The sequence below is a fragment of the Solirubrobacter ginsenosidimutans genome (assembly GCF_027587205.1).
The window spans coordinates 106,709-125,696 of sequence record NZ_JAPDOD010000014.1; the positions used below are offsets into that span (position 1 = coordinate 106,709).

Consider the following 18,988-nt stretch of genomic DNA (forward strand, 5'->3'; position numbering starts at 1 on the left):
ACTTACTTCCCTCCAGAGAGGCTCGTGTTGGACGTGGCGGCCGGACCCGTGCCGTTGTCGGCACGCAGCCCCACCACCCGGACGATCACGCGGCCGTCGGCCGGCGCGTCGGCGATACGCACGCTGCGGTCATCCGCGTCGCGCAGGAAGAACAACTTGCGCCCGTCGGGCAGGACGACCCGCACGCCGTAGCGCGCGGCCCCCTTGGCGGGCTTCCACGTGATCGTGAGTGCGCGCTTCGTGGCCGCGCTCGCGCGCGCCGTGTCGGCGACGCCGGCCCGCCCCGCGGCGGCACCACCGGCCTCGCCGGCCAACGAGCGTCGACTTTCGTCAACAGAGCGCGAGAAACTCGACGCTCGCGCCGTGTCGGCCTCGTCGGGTCGCGCCGCGTCGGCGGCGCCGGCCCCCGACGCGCTCGCGCGCGTCTCGCCGCCGCCCAGCGCGACGTTCACCGCGCCCGGAACACCCGGCTTGGCGCGCCGCGGCGCCTTGTACGTGGCGACCGTCATGCGCTTGCGCGGGAGGCCGTCCTGCACCACCGTCGCGACGATCTTGCGCGTCCCGCCGGCGCCGTCCGCGGGGGTGAAGCGCAGCGTGCCGCGCCCGCCCCCGCGCACCGTTCCGAGCACGTGCGCGACGCCGCGCCCGCGCTCCTCGAAGGTCACCGTCTGACCCTTCACCCGCGGGATGCGGTACGTCACCCGATGCCCCGTCACGCGCGCCTTCACCGACGCCGCCGGGCGCATGCTCGCGACCTTCACCTCGGCGATCTGCGAGCCGGACGCCGGCTCGACCGTCCAGCGACCGCCACGCGGCGTGGCGAGCAGCACGTAGACGGTCTTCTCGCCGCGGTTGGCGAACGCGAGCGACTTCGCGGTCTTCGCGGCCGCGTCCACGTCGGCGGACGTCCGCACCACCGCGCCGCCCGGCCCGCGCAAGGTCACGACCGGCACGCGGCCGATCCCCCGCACGGAGACGAGCACGCCGCGCTGCCCACCCGGCAACGTCACCCGCTTCGCGCCCGGCGAAGCGGCGCTGGCGCTCGGCCGCGTCGCCCGCCACGCACCCACGTCACACGTGCCCGCCATGAACTTCAGCGCCCCGCCCCAGGCGTAGCCCGCCCCGACGCCGCCGAGGTTCTTGTCGCCCACCTTGAGCTCGCCGCACAGGCCGATGCCGGTGCTCGAGACGACGCCGCTGATCTTCGGGCAGAGGTCCTTCGGGATGTTCACCGGGATCGCGTCGCCGATCGTGAACTTGCCGGTGAAGCACCCGGTGGCGTCGATGTCGGCGTTGAACTTGCCGCCTTCGATCCAGCCCTTCACACCGGCGTCGATCGCCAGCGCGGCGTCGAGCGAGCCGATCGGCACCGAGCCCTTCAGGCCGAGCGAGAAGTTCACCCGCGCGCCGAAGTCGATCGCGCCCGAGGACGCGTACTGGACGAAGACGTCCTTGAACGTGTAGTCGCGGTCGGCCTTGAAGACGGCGCTCGGCGCCTCCGCGCGCAGCGACCACGGGTCGCCGCCCTTGAACAGGAGGCCGCCGTCGGGGATCGTCAACTTGCCGTCGGCGGCGGTCATCGCAATGCGTCCCTCGACGGTCACCGGCGGGCCGGCACAGACCGAGATCGCGATCTTCTGCACGCGCACGCCCGCGCCGATCGAGAGCCCCGGCGAGCCGCCCTGCAGCGTCCCCTTGGCGTAGGAGAACGCCCCGTCGGCGAAGCCCACGCCGACGCTCTCGACGGTCAGCTTGTCCGGCGTCGGCAGCACGACCTTCTCGGCGCCGCCCTCCCAGCGCAGGCCGGGCGAATCGGCGTTGCAGGTGCCCTTCGCGTCACCGTTGCGCTCCCCCGCGAAGTTGACGAAGAAGTTGTGGACCTCGACCTTGCCGATGAACACCAGCGGGGCCTTGATCTGGATGCCGCTCAGATGCACGCCCTGCTCGTTGTCGGACCCGATCTGGACGGCGCCGGAGAGCCCGTTGCCCTCGGCGTCGGTGAAGACGTTCGGCAGCGTGACGTTGCCCGAGAGCAACGCCTTGCCGCCCTTGAGCAGCTCGAGCTTGGCCTCGCCCGCGAGCTGGAAGCCCTGGACGTTGGCGTTGTCGTCGCCCTCGAGGTCCAAAGCGCTCTCGGAGTCCTTGGACTTCACATCCGTCCGCGAGTGCGTCTTCATGTCGAACTTCGCGAGCGTGACGCGATCGCCGTCGGGCACCGCGTAGCCGAGATCGCCCTTGTAGAGCGTCATCGAGCCGAGCTTGAGGTGCACGTCGCCCAGCGCGAGCTTCTTGTTCTTCGTGTCGAAGACCAGCTTGTGGCCGCCGATCGCGTTGAACGTGATGCCGTTGACCTTGACCGAGCCCTCGGCCTCGAGGTTGCCGTTCTCGTTGCGCGTGAAGCAGTCCGCGACGGCTTCCAGGACGCCGATCGTCACCTTCGTCTCGCAGCTCTCGACGGTCACGTCGGCACCCGCCGGCGTGAGGTCGACGTTGCCCGCCGCGTCGGTCGCGCGGGCGAGGACGGTGTGCGCGCCCGGGGCGAACGCGGGCGGATCGAACGCCGCGTCGCACTTCGCCCACTCGCCCTCGTCGACCTTGCACTCGAACGTCGAGCCGGCGCGGTCGGCGGAGACGCCGTAGTGCAGCTCGCGGTCGCGGGTGGACCCGCGCGGGCCGTCGAGGACGGTCTCCGGCGGTGCCGCGGCGATCTTCACGAGGCGAGTGGCCACGCCCGCGTTGCCCGCCTCGTCGGTCGCGATGACGCGGATCGAGCGCTGGCCGTTGGTCAGCACCGGCGTCGTCCACGGCGTCGTGCACGGCACCGCGGCTTCGCCGTCGACCGCGCAGCTGAACTCGACGCCGCCCTCGGGCGAGCCGAAGCTGACCGTCGTGCTGATGTCGTTCACCGTGACGTCGTCGGCACCGTCGATGGTCACGGCCGGCGCGACAGTGTCCACCCGGAACGAGCGGATGTCATTCGCGCTGTGGTCCGTGGTGCGGACGACGAACAGGTGGCTGCCGTCGGCCAGCGCGGGCGCCTGGAACGTGTTCGCACACGGGTTCCACGGGCCGGTGTCGAGGCGGCACTCCGCGGCGTCGGTGGCCGTGAAGGCGAACGCCGGCGCGCTCTCGCGCGTGGCGCCCTCGGGCCCTGAGGTGATGTGCACCTCGCTCCCCGCCGCGAGCGCGGCGGGAGCGAGCGTGAGCACGATGAGGCTCGCGAGCAACGCGAGGGTGCGGGTCATCGACGGGCCTCCTGTGCCCTGAGGGTCAAAGTCAGCCGCTTGGACGGCGCCGAGCGGGTCTTCAGCAGCACGGACAGCTCCTTGCCGCGCTTGGTCTGCTTGGCGATGCGCACGCGCACGAAGCCCGTGCGCTTGATCGAGAACGCCGCGCGGTCATGCGCGCCGATCCGGACGGAGCCCCTGCAGGCCGCCGCCGGGCAGCGCAGCCGCAGCTTCACGGCGTGGCCGACGACGTTCACCGTGCGACCCGCCTTGAGCAGGCGCACCGTGCGCGGGTCGGGCGTGAGCACCACGTCCGACCCACGGGTCACCGTGCCGGTGCCGAGGTCGAGCGTGGTGAAGACCGCCATCTTGCCGACGCGCTCGACGGTGTTGCGCACCGTCGCGCTCAGCTTCAGGCGGACGCTGACCGTCTGCCCGGGCTGGGCCGAGAACGAGACCCGCGCGAGCGTCACCGCATTGGCGGGGACGGAGCCGCGCACCTGCGCCGCCGAGGCCGTCGGCGGCGTGCTCGCCAACCCCACCGAGCCTTCGCACGCCGGGCCGTCGGCCGGGCACGCGACATTCAGCGCGGCCGCCCCGTCGGCGCCGAGCGCCACGGTCGAGCCGGAGCCGCCGCCCGCGGACGCGCTCGACCCGCCGCGGGCGGCGCCCAGGACCTTGCCGGTGATGCCGTCGATGACGGTCACCGGCGGCGTGGTGTCGACGGTGAACGCAGCGGTGGCAGGCGTGGCGTCCTCGTTGCCGGCGGCGTCGACCGCCTTCACCGCGAACGTCCAGTCGCCGTCAGCCAACACACTCGGCCGGTACGGGCTCTCACACGCGAACCAGGCGCCGGAACCGAGCCGGCACTGGAACTTCGCCCCCGCCTCGTTGGCCGAGAAGAAGAAGTTCGGCCGCGGGTCGCGGATCGTGCCGTGCGGCGCGCTGGAGAGCGTCGTGGCGGGCGCGGCGGTGTCGACGAGGAACGTCCGCTTGGCGGGCGTGTCGTCGGCGCCGATCGCGTCCACCGCGCGCGCCTCGAGCACATACGGGCCGTCGGCCAGCGGGCCGGGCATGTGCGGGTTGCCTTCGCACGGCGCCCAGGCGTCCTCGCCGAAGCGGCACTCGTAGTGCACGCCCTCCTTGGACGCCTCGAGCGTGAACGCGGGGTTGCGATCGGTCGTCGCGCCGGTCGGGCCGCTCGTGATCGCCGTGTTCGGCTTGGCGGTGCCGATCGACTTGGCGACCACGGTGGCCGTCGCGCTGCTCAGGTCGGCCAAGCCGGTCGCGGCGAGGTTCGCGACGTCGCCGCCGGAAGGCGTCGCCTTCGAGGTCGCCGTGCGCTCGCCCGAACGGTGCTGCACCGCGAAGCGCAGCTCACCCGACGCGTGCCCCGCGACCTTCATGTCCTTCCAGGTCGGGACGCCGCCGTCGACGACCGGTTCGGCGGTCGTCAGGCCGGTGGTCGTGCCGGGCGTGACATCCCACGCGGCCGCGTTGTCGACCGCGACCGCGGACACCGCCCGCTCCCCCGCGTTGGGGTTGCGCAGCGTGACGGTGAACGCGTTGTCGTCCAGCGGCTGGACCTCGCTCTTGTCGGCCTTGAAGGCGAGCGTGAGCGGGATCGAGCCGTCCGGGCCGAACGCGGCGAGCGAGCCGAGCGACGCGTGCCCCTTGGCGGCGACCTCGACCCGCCAGCCGATGGCGGCGGCCGGGTCGGGCTGCGTGCCGCACGCGCACGTGTCGGCGAGCGGCTGGGCGTCCTTGATGCGCCCGAGCACGGCCTCGGCGGAACCCGCGTCGCGCCGTGCGCCGCCGCTCAGCGGCAACCACGCGGCGAGCTGCCGGCCGTTGGACGCGGCGCCGTCGCAACCCGCCATCGAGGTGCCCGCGTCGTGCAGCGAGCGGCGCCCGGCCTCGTCGCCGATCGCGCAGCGCCCGGCGCGGTAGATCGTGGCCGACTTGGCCGCGTCGGCGTCGTTGACGACGTCGACGTCGGTGCGATACCAGGTCTTGCCGGCCAGGTAGGCGTCGGTCTGGCGCACCTTCACGCCGGTGGCGCCGAGCGCGACGACCGTGGTGAGCGTCGTGACGTCGCCCGCGGTCGCCAGGTCCTGGCTGACGGGCGTGTAGGTCTCAATCCCGTCGACGATCTCCGGCGGCCCGTACGTCTTGCCGTCGACCGCGGCGAACGTGCCGCAGGCGCCGCCGCCGTCGGCGAGCACCGGCCCGTCGCGGACGACACTGCAGCGCAGGTACTTGTCGACGCCGATGAAATCGATCGGCTGCCGGCCGGTTGTCAGGATCCCCTTGATCGCGACGACCTCGAAGGTGTGAACCACCTCATTGCCGCCGTCGTCCTCGATCGTCAGCGTGATGTCGTAGTTGCCCTCGTCGGGGTAGCTGTGCTGGGCCTTTACGCCCTCGCCCGTGGCCGGCCCGTCGCCGAACTTCCACGCGTAGAACTCGATCTGGCCGTCGGTGTCCTCGGACTCCGACGCGTCGAACTCGAGCTTCAGCGAGCCCGTGATGCGCGAGTCCGCCACCGCGACCGGCGGGGCGTCGTACCAAGAGAAGACGTCCGTCGCGCTGAAGTTGTTGTCGACGAACCCGTCGAGCAGGTTGTCGGCCTCGGTCGTGGCCGCGATCCGGCGGCCGTCGTCGGAGGTCACGATGTCGTCGATCGGCGTGTTGGCCGCGACGATGACGTTGTTGAAGCGGCCGCGCTTGAGGTCGAGGCGGAAGACGTCCTCGGCGTAGTGGCACTGGTCGCAGCCAGTGGTCGGGACGTAGATGGTCGCGAAGCGGGTGTTGTCGGCCAGCGAGCGGATCAGCGGCGAGATCTCCAGGCCGTGGTTGGCGCCCTGGGGGCCGTGGACGGCGAGGGTCGCCGGGCCGTCGGCGCGGCGCAGGTACAGATCGCCACCGTCGTCCCAGCCCGCGCGGTCGTTGTGGTCGACGAAGTCCGCGATCACCCGCTTGGACTGGCTCCACCAGATGACGGTCTTGCCGTCGCGGGAGAGCTGGGCCTCGTCGACGGTGCCGCCCGTGCCGCCCTTCGGGTTGTCCTGCGCCGCGCTGACGAGCACGGCCGCGCCGCCGGTCGTCATGTCGCGCAGGTAGAGCTGCGTCGTCTCCTCGCCGGCGATCGGCGGCGCATACCCACCGACGATCTCGCCCGCCCGCGTGCCGAAGAGCACGGTCGCGCCGTCGGCGCTCAGGCGCGCGCCGCCTTCGCTCGCGCTCGCCGCCTCCTCGGGCTTGTCCCACTTGCGGTCGACGAGCAACGTCTGCGACGTCGTCAGGTCCCGCCAGTAGAGGTGGTCGCGGCCGTCCTCGATCGGCTTGCCCGTCAGGTTGCTCGCGTCCGACCTGAAGACCACACGGCGCCCGTCGCCAGAGATCTGCGGCGCGAGGCTCGTGCCGGCGGCGGGGAACTTGCCGGTCGCCTCGACCGAGACCAGCGTCAGCGCGCCGGTGTCCATCGCGTAGGTGAAGACGTCGGCGCCGTTGTTGTGGTCGTCGGCCACGAGCGCCGGCGCCTTGGAGGCGAAGACGATCGTCTTGCCGTCGCGCGAGAACCCGTAGCCGGTGGGGTCGGCGTCGCCGCCCGCGAGCCCGCTGGGGGCGTGCGTGACGAGCTTGGTAACGCCCTCCTGCATGTCGCGCAGGTAGAGCTGGGTGCCGACCGGGGAGCTCTGGGCGGCGATCAGGTCGGTGGCGTCGGAGCTGAACAGCACGTAGCGGCCGTCCGCGCTGATGGCGCGCGCCGTGTTCGACGTCGAGGCGTTGGCGTTGGCGCCACGCGGGCGGCCGTTGTCGGAGCCGCGCGGGAGGCCGGCGCTGACGACCTCGGTCTTGCCGGTGGTCACGTCGCGGCGGAAGACGTCGCCCTTCTCGCCGCCGTTGCCGTCGATGAAGCCGTCGACGAGATCCTTGGCGTCCGAGCGGAACACGAGGTAGCCGCCGTCGCTGCTGAAGACCGGCGTGTCACTCTGCGCGTTGCCCGTGGGGAGGCTGTTGCCGGCGTTGGCCGCGGCCCGCGAGGCCAAGGTGAGCTTCTTGTTCGCGGCCGCGACGCGGTAGGTGACGGTCTCGCTGTCGGTGTTGCCGGCGCCGTCCTTGGCGGTCACGGTGAAGGTGAGCGAGCCGGTGCCGGACGTGTCGATCGGCTGGCCGACCGGCACCGGCCCCTCGCAGGAGGCCAGACCCGAGGGTCCCTCGTCGTCACAGCTGTAGTCGGCCTGGACGATCGCGCCCTCGCGGTAGACCTGCTGGTCTGCGGGCGTCGTGATCTTGACCGTCGGCTTGAGCGGGTCGCGCTCGGCGGCGCGCCGTTCCATCCAGGCGTAGGCGTCCGTGCCGTCGCCGTTGCCGTCGATCAGGCCGTCGACGAGGTTGGCGGCGTTGCTCGTGTAGGCGACGACCGTGCCGTCGGCGCTCATCGCGCCGGTGCGGGCCGTCGGGGTCTTGTCGGCGGTGTCGTCGGCGCGGGCGGAGAGCGGCTCGGCCTCGAAGCTGCCCGTCGCGATCCGGTAGAGCGTGGGCTCGTCGCCGTGGTGCTTCAGCGCGGGCGTGAGGTCGGTCGCCGTGCTCGAGACGAGGATCTGGTCGCCGGTGTCGGTCGCGTCGATGACCCGCGACGGCCCGTTGGCGCCCTGCTCGGGCAGGACGCCGCGGGTCACGAGCGTCAGCGCGCCGCCCGCGCGCATCCACACCTGGCCGTCGGCGGCGGAGAAGAACACGTGGGTGCCGTCGGCGCTGAGCGCGGCGGTGTCGGCGCCTGCACCCGCGAGCGTGTTGGTCGCGCCCGTGCGGGCGTAGAGGTCATGGGCGACGCCGGCGTGGTCGGCGAGGACGTCCGGCGCGTCGCTCGTGTAGATCACCGTTTGGCCGTCGCGGCTGATGCCCTTCAGCTCCGGCGTGCCGGCGGCGCCGTCGGTGGCCGAGCTCTTGGCGCCGTCGAGCAGCGTCGTCGTGTTCGTCGTGAGGTCGCGCTTGTAGAGGTTCGGGGCGGCGCCGTTGTGGTCGACGAACCCCGGGACGAGGTCGGTCGCGGTGGACTCGAAGACGACGACCTTGCCGTCGGCGCTGAACAGCGCCTTGCCGGGCGTGCCGTTGCTCGCCGCGCTCGCGCTGCCGGCCTTGGCGGTGACGAGCGTCGTGGCGCCGCCGTCGAGGTTGAAGACGAAGAGGTCGGGGTCCTCCTCGCTCTCGTCCTGGTCGAGGACGACGTCGCCGCCGGTCGCCGAGTAGAGGATGCGGCGGCCGTCGGCGCTGATCGCCACCGGGCGGCTGTCGCCGTGCGGGGTCGTGTTGAGCGTGCCCGCCTGGCGCGAGACCAGCGTCGTGTACTTCCCGTCGACGCTGCGCGCGTAGACCGCGCTGGTCCCGCGGATCGTGATCCGGTCCACGACGTCGGGCGCGGTCGAGCGGAAGGCGATCGACGTGCCCTTGGCGTCGATCACCGGCGAGTCGGAGACGCCGGCCGCGATCCGGTTGTCCTTGTTCGCGCTGACGAGGGCGGTCTTGCCGGCGGCGAGGTCGCGGACGAAGACGTCGCTCTTGCCGTTGGCGTCGTCGACGCCGGCGACGAGGTTGGTCGCGTCGGAGGTGAAGACGGCGTAGCGGCCCTCGGCGGAGATCAGCGCGGGGCCGGAGGTCTGGTCCGCGGTCTCGCGGGTGGTGCCCGGAAGCGCCGACATCAGCTTGTTGGCGCCCTCGGCGGTGCGCACGGCCCAGTCGACGCTGCCGGTCGAGCAGCCGATCGCGCGCGGGTTCGCCGCGCCGTCGGCGTTGACGACGGTGAGCTCGCCGGCGCAGGCCGGGTCGCTGGGCTTGGTGACCGTGAACGCCACCCGGGTCCCGTCCGGCGCATACGCGGGGCGGCCGGTCACGAAGCGCCCCGGCTCCACCTGATTGGACCAGAGGACGTCGGGCGCGCCGCCCGCGACCGGCCGGACCGCGAGCTGTGGCAGGCCGAAGCCGCCGCCCGGGGCGAGCGGCGTGTCGACGTAGACCACGCTGGCGCCGTCGGGCGAGAAGGCCGGGCGGTCCTGATGGCCGCTGCCGATCGTCAGCTGGCTGATCGCGTCGTTGTCGAAGTTCTTGAGGTAGACGCGCCGGTCGCCGTCGGCGTCGAGCGCGGTGAAGACGAGAAGGCGACCATCGGGCGAGTACGCCGGGTCGGCCGCGTTCTTGTAGGTCGCGGGCAGCGCGAGCTTGGCGGGCGTGCCGCCGGCGGCGGGAACCGTGAAGAGCCCTTCGGCGGCCTGGAAGGCGATCGTCTTGCCGTCGGCGCTGAACGCGGGCCGCGCGAGGTCGTGCAGCGTGTCCCCCGCCTGCGCCACGGTCTTCGGGTCCCCCTGCTGCGCGCGGGCGTCGATGACCCCGATGCGCGTCGCGTCACCCGCGACCGCGACCTTGCGCCCGTCGGGCGAGTACGCCGGGTCGCTGAGCTTCAGCGCACTCCAGTCGCCCCCGCGCGTGTAGGCCTCCGTGCCCCGGGTGCCGTCTCCCTCGACGGTCTTGATGCTGCTGTCGCTCGGGGTGAAGGCGATCCGGCCCGCCAGCCCCTGCGAGGCGGCCATGGCCGCCGAGGTGGTCAGCGCCGCGCTGAGCAGCGCGGCGAGCGCGAGGGCCAAGGCAGCCGCGCGCTCGATGCGTCGTCCGTGATTCATCGAGGCGGCAGCTTGTTGAGGCCGCCTTGACCGCACCTTGACGCGGCGTTTAGGAACGTTGCCGCGACCTTGCCGGCCGGCAAGCGCGACAGCGCAACACCTCGTTCCTAACCCTCATCTACAGGGTTAGGAAATGCATCGTCTTTGCGCGCAACGCAACAGATCAACAACGCCCTGTTGCTAGATCGGCAACGTGCCGATATCGTGATCAGACGAAAGGGGGAGGAAGTGGACGGTAAGGAAACACTGGAGCTTGCGGGCCTCCGCCTCCGCGAGGAGCGTGAACGGAACGGCCTCACGCTCGACGAAGCCGCTCGGGAACTGGGGCTCGCGCACCGTTCCCAACTGTCGCGGATTGAACGAGGCGAGCGCAGCTTGGACTCAGTCGTACTAAGGCGCGCGGCATCGCTTTACGGCGTGGCGATGGAGGCCTTCTTCACACGACCGCAAACAAACGGACTTGTCGTGAAGGCGCGACGGGACGACGCGAACGTCCCCGCCGCGGACGAAATGGCACGCTGGGGTCTGCGCAAGCTCGACGAATGGCGCTTCGTGAAACGCGAGGTGGACCATCGCGGCCTCTGAGCCCGCAGCGAGGGCAGAGGGCGAGAACGCGGCGCTCGCACTGCGTCATCGCCTCGGCTTGGGCTTGGACGATGTCGACCTCGCGGCGATAGCCGAAGCTCGCGGAGTCCCGATCGCGTTTCATGAGTTCGGCCAGGACGCTCCGGACGGAATGTACGTCTACGACGGCGAGCAGTCGCTGATCGTCGCCAATGCTTCCAAGCTCCCCCAGCGGCAACGATTCACGGTCGCGCACGAGCTCGGGCATCACGAGCTTCACCGGTTCCGCGGGCCGCAGCAGCTCGTCGACCTCGACGTTGGCTCAGATCGGAGAGCCGACGGAACCAAGGATCTCGATGAGGTTGCCGCAAACAGCTTTGCCGCACATCTTTTGCTCCCGGCCGGAGCGATCCGGCAGGCGCTCGGAGACGTCCGCAACACCGATGTCAAGGCAGTACACATCGTGGATCTGGTCCGCCGGCATCGTGTCTCCTGGGAGATGGTCTGCTTCCGGCTCAAGAGCGAGAGCATCATCCGCCGCGTCGACCTGGACCGCTTGTTGGCCGAGCCGCGCGTTGCGATCTACGAGGCCAACGGCATCGGCCCCGCGCATTTCGCGATCGACGCGCCACGGCTGCCAGCCGCGCTCTCCCTCGGAGCCGCGAAACTCTGGGCGGGCTGGGTCATTACCGACGAGCGACTCGGCCAGATCCTCGAGCTCGACGTGGGGAGCGCTCTGGCTCAGATGCGGTCGTGGGGGATTGCCCGCGGCGATCGAGCCGAGGAAAGCGCTGCCCATGGGGCTCAACAACTCGAAGAAGCTGGAGTAGATCTCGACGCACTGGTGGCGGACCTGGCGTTTGACGAGGACGACGCCTGACGCATGGCCGGCGAGCTCTGCTTGGACACGACGCCGCTGATCCATTTCGAGCAGGCCGGGCTCCTCTCGACGCTCGAAGAGCTCTGCCAGCGGGTCGGCGAGACCTTCGCCCCGGTCACCGTCGTCGGGGAGTGGCATCCCCACGCTGTCGCCCCCGAAGGCCACGTCGTCGGCCATCCCTGGATCACAACGGTCACGGCGGATCACCCCGCGGATCTGCGCATCGTCGCCGACCTCGGCAACCGGTACCCGACGCCTCCGAACAGGAACCAGGGCGAGATGGATGTCGTCGCGATCTCGCACCGCCTCGGTTACACCGCGCTGATGGAAGACCTCGTCGGCTGCCGTCAGGCCGATGACTACGGGGTGCCGCACATCGCGATCGTGACGATGCTCGCCGCTGCGGTCGCTTACGAGCATGTGGAGCAGCGGACGGCGTGGCGTGTGCACCGAGACGTCGAAGCCACCCGCGGGACGTATCACTCAATCCTTCTCGCGGACTCGATCGCGAAACGCGGCTTCACCGGAGCAGTCGCCGCGTTTCGGGCGCTGCGGAGGCGACACGATCCGGGCTTCAGCGCATTCCTGGCGCTGCCGAACCGCGACGGCATCCTGCTCGCCGCGGCGCGAGCCGCGATGGACCGCGCCGGCTGACACTCCGCGCCGACCGGGCGAAGCGCTAGTCCAGCAGTGTCCAGGGGTCGAAGCGGTCGATCGGGATGACCCGCGTGCGCGGCAGGGTGACCGTGAAGGCGCCGACGTCGTCTTCGAGGTCGTACAGCTCGAGACCCTCGAGGTCGGCGAGCGTGCTCGAGACCAGTTCGCGGAAGCAGATGACGCCGACCCGCCGGCCCTCGACGTGCAGCAGTGAGGCGAGCTGCGGGGCGAAGTCGCTGTCGTGGGAGGCGAGCAGCGCGTCGCCGCCGTCGGGGCGCTCGGCCAGGGCGTCGAGCGTCCGCTGGATCGCGACGTCGACGACCTTGACCTCCGGCGGCCCGCTCAGGAGGACCGGGCGGTAGCCGATCGAGGTCAGCGCCTGCACGAAGCTCAGCGGCACTGACGCCGTCGCGTTGAGGAAGAACAACCCGCGTGCGGGCTGGTCCCAGATCGCCCGCGCGTAGTCGAGCACGCGGTCCCACCGCGGCCGCTCCTCGGGCGCGGGGCGCCGGCCGAGCAGGCTCACACCCAGCGTCGTGTCGATGTTCTCGCCGTCGACGAGCAGGAAGGTCTGCGCCACCGTGAGGCGGAGACTAACCCGCGGGGGAGTCGGACTCCCCCGCGGGTCAGAACGGCTTAGCGGTTGATCCGCTTCCCGTGGCCGTGCCAGCGGTCGCGGCGGTGCCGGTCAGGCTTGCCGTGGCCGCCCGGCTTGGTGCCGAACGGGTCCTTGGAGTTGGCGAAGTAGTACACGGCGTAGCTCGCCGCGCCGCCGAGCTCCTTGAGGCCCTTGAGCGAGAGGCCCTTCATCTTGCGCGCCGCCGCCTTCTTCTCGGCGTCGGTGGCGAACATCGCCAGGCCGTCCGCGCTGATCGGCGGAACGCTGGTCAGGATCGTCGACAGGTTGTCGCAGATCTGGTGGTAGCACGGGTCCAGCCACGCGCCCTCGGCGCCGCCGTAGAGCGCGACCTGCGCGGCGGTCTTGGGCGCCTCGGCGCCGGCGAACACGCCGCCCGCGGGGATGCCGCGATCGGTGAAGCCGACGTAATCCGAGCGGCCGTCGAACGGGATCCGCTCGCTTGTGAGGCCCTGGGAGCGCAGCCAGTCGTCGTGGACCTGCTCGACCTTGCCGGAGCCCTCCGGGCCGGCCGGGTTGCCGGGGGCGTCGTCGCCGTCGCCGTCATAGACCAGGCGGGCGTAGTTGGGCGACGCGAGCATGTCGTAGTCGAGCATCACGTCGATCTTGTCCACTTCCTTCTGCGACAGGTTGTGGGCGTAGTAGGTCGAGCCCACGAGCCCGTTCTCCTCGCCGCCCCACCAGCCGAAGCGGATCTTCTGGCGCAGGTTGTAGTGGCCGTCGGCGAGCTCCTGGGCCTGGGCGAGGAGCATCGCGGTGCCGGAGCCGTCGTCGTTGATGCCCGGGCCGAACGGCACCGAGTCCAGGTGCGCGCCGACCACGACGACGTGGTTCGGGTCGCCGCCCTTGGTCTCCGCGATCACCTGGTTGATGAAGCGGTCCGTGAAGCCGCCGTAGACCTTGAAGTCGACCTTCGGAGCCTTGCCCTGCTTGTACGCCTGCAGGAGATCGTTGCCGAGCGTGTAGCTGGAGATCACGGCGGCGATCGTCGCCGCGGGATCCGGCTGGTTGTCGACGAAGATCGGGTTCTGGCGCGCGGGCGTGTTGCCCTCGTTGTAGATGATCACGCCGGTGGCGCCCGCGGCCTGCGCGCGCTCCCACTTCTCGACGAACGGGCACGTGCCGCGCTGGACGAGCGCGACCTTGCCCGAGACGCCCGCGTAGTCGGCGTCGGCGCAGCCGCTCGCCGAGCCGCCGGTGGGCGGGTCGAGGATGCCGCCGACCGGGAAGACCGGCGCGTTGGTCAGCTCGACCGTCGGCGAGTTGGCCATCACGATGAAGTCGCTGTTCGGCGTGTCCGAATCAGCGGCCGTGCCGGGCTTGTAGGTCTTGCCGGGCGCCGGCGAGACCGAGTTCAGGACGGCCGGCTTGTTCTCCGCCCAGAACGGGAAGTTGAACGGCGTGACCTTCGGGTTGTACCCGGAGTCACGCAGCGTTTGGACGACGTAGTCCAGCGACTCCTGGTAGCCGGACGAGAAGACCTCGCGGGTGTCGTCGTTGAGCTTCCCGATCGACTCCAGCGCGACGCTGTGCTGAAGGATGTTCGGGACGGAGACGTTCTCTACGAACCGGCGCGCCCCCTGGTCGCGCGGCGTGATGTTCCCTCCTCCGCCGTCCGCGAGCGCGGTCGGCGCAAACATCAGCGTGACGGCGCAAGCGGCCGCCAGAGCCATAGGGCTCCGAGACAATGTGTACCCCCTCAGGTATACGGGTGAGGGCTCCCAAAGCCCTCTGAACACCCACATTACTGGTTATGACTACCTGGCGTAGTAGGTAGTCAACGGCGCGTGACGGAGGCGGTGCCGACCTGGCGGTCGATCGCCGCGCGCACGAGCCCGGGCAGCTGGTCGGCCGGAACGGGCGGGGAGTAGTGAAAGCCCTGGGCGAGGTCGCAGCCGATCGCCGCCAGCACCGCGCCCGAGGCGGCCGACTCGACGCCCTCGGCGACGACCCGCAGGCCGAGCGAGCGACCGAGCGCCGACGTCGAGGCCACGATGGCCCGGTCCGCGGCGTCGCGGTCCATCGTCATCACGAACGACTTGTCGATCTTGAGCTCGTTGACCGGCAGCCGCTTGAGGTGCTCCAGCGACGAGTAGCCGGTGCCGAAGTCGTCCAGCGCGAGGCCGCAGCCGAGCTCCTTCAGGTCGGCCAGCACCTCGCCCGCGCGCTGCGGATCGTGCAGCATCAGCGACTCGGTGACCTCGAGCGTGAGCACCTGCGGCGGTAGTCCGTGGCGCTCCAGGAGGTCCGCTACGTGACCCGGAGTGCGCAGGTCGAGCAGATTCTGCACCGCCAGGTTGACGGCGACGTGCAGGTCCAGCCCGTCGGCGCGCCAGGCGGCGAGCTGCGACAGCGCGGTCTCGAGCACGTGCAGCGTGAGCGGGCGCATCAGCGCGGTGTGCTCGGCGTGCGGCAGGAACGCGCCCGGGCCACGCAGACCGTGAACCGGATGCTGCCAGCGCACCAGCGCCTCGACCCCGGCGACCAGGCCGGTCTGCAGATCCACCTTCGGCTGGTAGTGCAGGACGAGCTCGTCGCGCTCCAACGCGCGCCGCAGCTCGGCCATCAGCGTGAGCCGTTCGCGCGAGTGGCGATCGCGCGACGGGTCGTAGGCCTGAAAGCCCGTGCGGGCCTCCTTGGCCTGGTACATCGCGACGTCGGCGCGCTGCAGCAGCGCCTCGGCGTCCACGCCGTCGTCGGGACACAACGCGGCGCCGATGCTCGCGTCCATCACGACCTCGAGCCCGTCGATCTCGAACGGCGTCTGCAGCGCGATGCCGACGCGGCGGCTGAGCTCGGTGGCCTTCGCCAGCCCGGCGCCGGGGAGCAGGAGCGCGAACTCGTCACCACCGAGGCGGGCGACGAGCCCGGCCTCCCCCACGACGTCCTGCAGCCGCGGGCCGAGCTGGGCGAGCAGGAGGTCGCCGGCGTGGTGCCCGAGCGTGTCGTTGAGCTCCTTGAAGCGGTCGAGGTCGACCATCGCGACGGCCAGCGGCGTGTCGCGGTCGCCGCCCAGCTCCTGCGCCAGGCGCTCGTGGAAGAGGCGGCGGTTGGCGAGCCCGGTGAGCTCGTCCGTCAGCGCCAGCTCGCGGCTGGCGTGCAAGGCGGTGTTCTCGACGAACGTCAGCGCCATCCGGCCGAGCACGGCGACCAGCGTCGCCGCCGACAGCCAGACCGCGGCGTCGAGCGTCCGGTGGAAGTGGTCGGCGACGAGCAGCGCGCCGACGACGAGGGCGAGCAAGGTCGGCGTGACGAGCGTCCGCCAGCCGTCGAAGGAGACCGGCCGGGGCGGCGACTCCGGGCTCCACGCGGCAGCGACGAGCGCGAACATCGACCCGATGCCGAGCAGCGGGACGAACCAGGCCTGCACCGCCCCGCCGACGCCCGCCGAGACGTGCGCCGCGTCCGCGCCGGCGCGCATCAGCACGCCCACCGCGAGCAGCAGCCAGACGGCGCGGACCCGGCCGCCGCGCAGCGTGAGCGCGACGACGACCATGACCAGCAGCAGCACGTCCCCCATCGGGAACGCGAGCGCGATCGCGGTCTTCCAGCCGCTGCCGATATCGGCCTGGATCTCGGCGCCGAGGATGTCGGTGACGATCGCCGCCCCGCCGAGCACACCGATCGCGCCGTCCAGCCACAGCGCGGGGCCGAAGCGCGGCATCCGGGCACGCGCGAACAGCAGCGCGGCGACGATCGACGCGGGGAAGAAGACGAGCAGCATCACGTCGGCGCCCGACGGGAACGCCAGCGCTCCGGAATGCCCCGCGAGCGTGACGCTTCCGGCCGCGTTGGCACCCACCGCGACGGCCAGCGCGAGCCACGCCCAGCGGTCCTGGCGGCGCTTGACCACGCGCACCAGCATCGCCGCGGTCGCGACGAGAACCGGCACACCGGCGAAGAGGACGTTCACTTCCTCCGGGATCGGCGCCGTGGCGCCGGACTTGATGCGCCGCGCCGGGTTTCAGCGCGAAGTGGACGACTGTTCTGCGCGCCGCCACAGATGCCACGCGCTCCCCGCCGGCACGAGCACCGCGACGACCGCGACGGCGATCAGCCCCCCGCCGGCCTGGACGAGCACGACCGCGAACACGAAGCCGGTCACGAACCCGCCGGGCCACAGCAGCGTGCCGATCAGCTTGTCGGTGACGCTCCACACCCGCGAGCGCCAGAGCAGCACCACGCCGACCACCCACCCGATCCCGACGAAGAACGCGCCGATCGCGAGCAGCGTGATGATCGACCACTCGCTTCCGTCGGCCGGGGCCCGCTTCATCCGCTCAGGCTGGCTCATCGCGCCACGGTACTGGACCCATCATCCTCGAGAGGCATGGAGGACCTGACCGATCTGATGACGCCCTGGTGCGTCCACACCGTCGCGACACTGAAGATCGCGCGGCACATCGAGGCCGGAACCGACACGATCGACGCGCTCGCGACCGCCGCCGAGTGCGACCCGCGGGCGCTGCACAACGTGCTCGGCCACCTCGTCACGAAGGGCGTGTTCACCGAGCCCGAGCCCGGCCGGTTCGCGCTCACGGGGCCGGGAGGTGAGCTTCTCGGCATGCCGTTCTTCGACCTCGGCGGCATCGGCGGGCGCTTCGCGGGCGCGTGGGAGACGATCCCCGCCTACGTGAAGACGGGCAAGCCCGGCTACGCGGCCAAGTTCGGCCGCCCGTTCTGGGACGACCTCGCCGCCCATCCGGCGCTCGCGCAGGAGTTCGATGACCTGATCGGCCCGGGCGGTCATGCCCCGCCCGACCCGGAGTTCGGACTCGACTGGCCGTCGATCGCGACGGTGGTCGACGTCGGCGGCGGCATCGGCACGCTGCTGAACCGGATCCTCGAGGCCCACCCGCACGTTCGCGCCACGCTGGTCGACTTCCCCGGCACCGTGGAGCGCGCCGCGGGCGCGTTCGAGACGCGCGGCCAGAGCTTCTTCGACCCGCTCCCCGCGGGCGCCGACCTCTACATCCTGCGCAGCGTCCTCAACGACTGGCCCGACGAGGAGACCGACGCGCTGCTGCGCAACGTAGCGAGCGCGCTGGGCGAGCAGAGCCGGCTGATCGTCAGCGGCGGCGTCGCGCCCGACGACGCGCCGCGCCGGCTGATGATCGAGATGGTCCTGCTCGGCGGGACGACGGACTCGCTCGAGGCCTTCGCCGCGCGGGCGGCACGCGCGGGCCTTGCCGTCGTCCGCTCGGCGGAGCAAGCTGACGGACGCTTCTACGTCGAGCTCCGGAGGAACTGATGGCGTACGACGAACAACTCGAGGCGCGGGTCAATGACCTCATCCACGCCCGCCCCGGCGTGATCGAGCGCAAGATGTTCGGCGGCGTCGGCTGGACGCTGAACGGGAACATGGCCGTCGGGATCATGCGCACCGATCACCTCTGCGTCCGGCTGCCTCCGGAGGAGGTCGACGAGGCGATCCGCGCCCCGTTCGTCCACGAGTTCGGGCGGCCCGGAGCCAAGCCGATGAAGGGGTTCGTGCTGATCGAGCCCGCGGGCCTGGAGGACGACGCGACGCTCGCCGAGTGGATCGAGCGCGGTACGGCGCGGGCGCTGGAGCTGCCCGCTAAGTAGCGGCGGCGGCGAGGTCCGCCGCGAGGTCGATCAAGGGCGCGTGGATGCCGGGCACGGCGGCCATCGCGCCGCTCGACGAGAGCGTCAGCGGCGCTCCGGCGTAGTCGGTGACCACGGCACCGGCGGCGCGGGCGATCGCGTGACCCGCGACGACGTCGTACGGGTTGTTGTGGGCCAGGAACAGCCCCTGGATCTGGCCACCCACGAGCCAGCTCCAGAGCACGGACGCCGCGCCCACGCAGCGGAAGCGCAGCGCGCGCCGGTGGACTTCGCTGCCCAGGTCCAGGAAGGCGTCCATCCGCGGGCCGCCGCGATGGAACGCGTCGCCGACGGCCACGATCCCCTCGTCCAGGGCGGAGACGTCGGACAACGCGCCGCCTGATGAGTCCACGCGCGTCCCGAGGAACGGCAGGTCGATCACGCCCAGTACCGGCACGCCGTCCTCGAGCAGTCCGACCATCACGCCGCACAGCGGTGAGCCAGTGGCGTAGTTGATCGTCCCGTCGAGCGGGTCCACCACCCACACCCGGCCCTCGTCGAGCGCGGCGCCGCCGCCCTCCTCGCCGTAGAAGCCGATGTCCGGCGTCGAGGCGCCCAAGGCGCGCTTCAAGACGTCCTCGGACGCGGTGTCGACCTCGGTCAGGAAGTCCTTGGCCGCCTTGGCGGTGCGGGTGTGCGGCTGGTCGCGCCCCGCGCGCAGGACCGCGACCGCCTCGTCCACCGCGGCGTGCGCGGCTGCCAGTTCTCGTTCCACGCC

General features: G+C 71.5%; 12 protein-coding genes. 5 read left to right on the top strand and 7 right to left on the bottom strand.

The window, feature by feature from the left end; genetic code table 11:
• Positions 1-2: 2 nt before the first annotated feature.
• Both OM076_RS16110 and OM076_RS16115 read right to left on the bottom strand, forming a co-directional pair.
• Positions 3-3,245, bottom strand: a complete 3,243-nt coding sequence (locus OM076_RS16110) for a hypothetical protein (protein WP_270041027.1) — start codon at positions 3,243-3,245, stop codon at positions 3-5.
• Positions 3,242-9,907 carry a PKD domain-containing protein gene (locus OM076_RS16115; protein WP_270041028.1) on the bottom strand — a complete coding sequence of 2,222 codons (6,666 nt, stop codon included), beginning with the start codon at positions 9,905-9,907 and terminating at the stop codon, positions 3,242-3,244. Before OM076_RS16115 ends, OM076_RS16110 begins: the two co-directional genes overlap by 4 nt.
• Before the next feature lie 144 nt (positions 9,908-10,051).
• On the opposite strand from OM076_RS16115, the gene OM076_RS16120 reads away from it, so the two are divergent.
• The 3 genes from OM076_RS16120 to OM076_RS16130 all read left to right on the top strand — a co-directional run bounded on the left by OM076_RS16120 (position 10,052) and on the right by OM076_RS16130 (position 12,005).
• Positions 10,052-10,492 (top strand): helix-turn-helix domain-containing protein, encoded by a 441-nt coding sequence (locus OM076_RS16120; RefSeq protein WP_270041029.1) that lies wholly within the window; start codon positions 10,052-10,054, stop codon positions 10,490-10,492.
• A gap of 64 nt (positions 10,493-10,556) precedes the next feature.
• Positions 10,557-11,351, top strand: coding sequence for an ImmA/IrrE family metallo-endopeptidase (locus OM076_RS16125; RefSeq protein ID WP_270041030.1), 795 nt, complete (start codon positions 10,557-10,559; stop codon positions 11,349-11,351).
• A 3-nt stretch (positions 11,352-11,354) separates the two neighbouring features.
• Positions 11,355-12,005 (top strand): hypothetical protein, encoded by a 651-nt coding sequence (locus tag OM076_RS16130; RefSeq protein ID WP_270041031.1) that lies wholly within the window; start codon positions 11,355-11,357, stop codon positions 12,003-12,005.
• Positions 12,006-12,030: 25 nt separating this feature from the next.
• On the opposite strand, the gene OM076_RS16135 is transcribed toward OM076_RS16130, so the two are convergent.
• From OM076_RS16135 to OM076_RS16150, 4 genes are all read right to left on the bottom strand, one after another.
• The gene (locus OM076_RS16135; RefSeq protein ID WP_270041032.1) at positions 12,031-12,588 is read right to left on the bottom strand and encodes an NYN domain-containing protein; all 558 of its coding nucleotides are present in this window, start codon (positions 12,586-12,588) and stop codon (positions 12,031-12,033) included.
• A gap of 56 nt (positions 12,589-12,644) precedes the next feature.
• Complete coding sequence (locus OM076_RS16140) at positions 12,645-14,285, bottom strand: M28 family metallopeptidase (protein WP_270041033.1); 1,641 nt, start codon at positions 14,283-14,285, stop codon at positions 12,645-12,647.
• Between the two features lie 137 nt (positions 14,286-14,422).
• Positions 14,423-16,558 carry a putative bifunctional diguanylate cyclase/phosphodiesterase gene (locus OM076_RS46120; protein WP_270041035.1) on the bottom strand — a complete coding sequence of 712 codons (2,136 nt, stop codon included), beginning with the start codon at positions 16,556-16,558 and terminating at the stop codon, positions 14,423-14,425.
• 51 nt (positions 16,559-16,609) lie between these two features.
• On the bottom strand, positions 16,610-16,939 hold the full coding sequence (locus OM076_RS16150) for a hypothetical protein (protein WP_270041036.1): 330 nt from the start codon (positions 16,937-16,939) through the stop codon (positions 16,610-16,612).
• Between the two features lie 36 nt (positions 16,940-16,975).
• Here OM076_RS16150 and OM076_RS16155 point away from each other — a divergent pair, with 36 nt between their 5' ends.
• Entirely contained in the window at positions 16,976-17,896 is a 921-nt protein-coding gene (locus OM076_RS16155) for a methyltransferase (RefSeq protein ID WP_270041037.1), read from the top strand.
• Positions 17,896-18,231: a TfoX/Sxy family protein gene (locus tag OM076_RS16160; RefSeq protein ID WP_270041038.1), complete on the top strand. Its 336-nt coding sequence runs from the start codon at positions 17,896-17,898 to the stop codon at positions 18,229-18,231. The genes OM076_RS16155 and OM076_RS16160 overlap by 1 nt, the downstream gene beginning before the upstream one ends.
• On the opposite strand, the gene OM076_RS16165 is transcribed toward OM076_RS16160, so the two are convergent.
• Positions 18,224-18,985 carry an inositol monophosphatase family protein gene (locus OM076_RS16165; RefSeq protein WP_270041039.1) on the bottom strand — a complete coding sequence of 254 codons (762 nt, stop codon included), beginning with the start codon at positions 18,983-18,985 and terminating at the stop codon, positions 18,224-18,226. The two genes, OM076_RS16160 and OM076_RS16165, sit on opposite strands and share 8 nt — an antisense overlap.
• Positions 18,986-18,988: the final 3 nt, after the last annotated feature.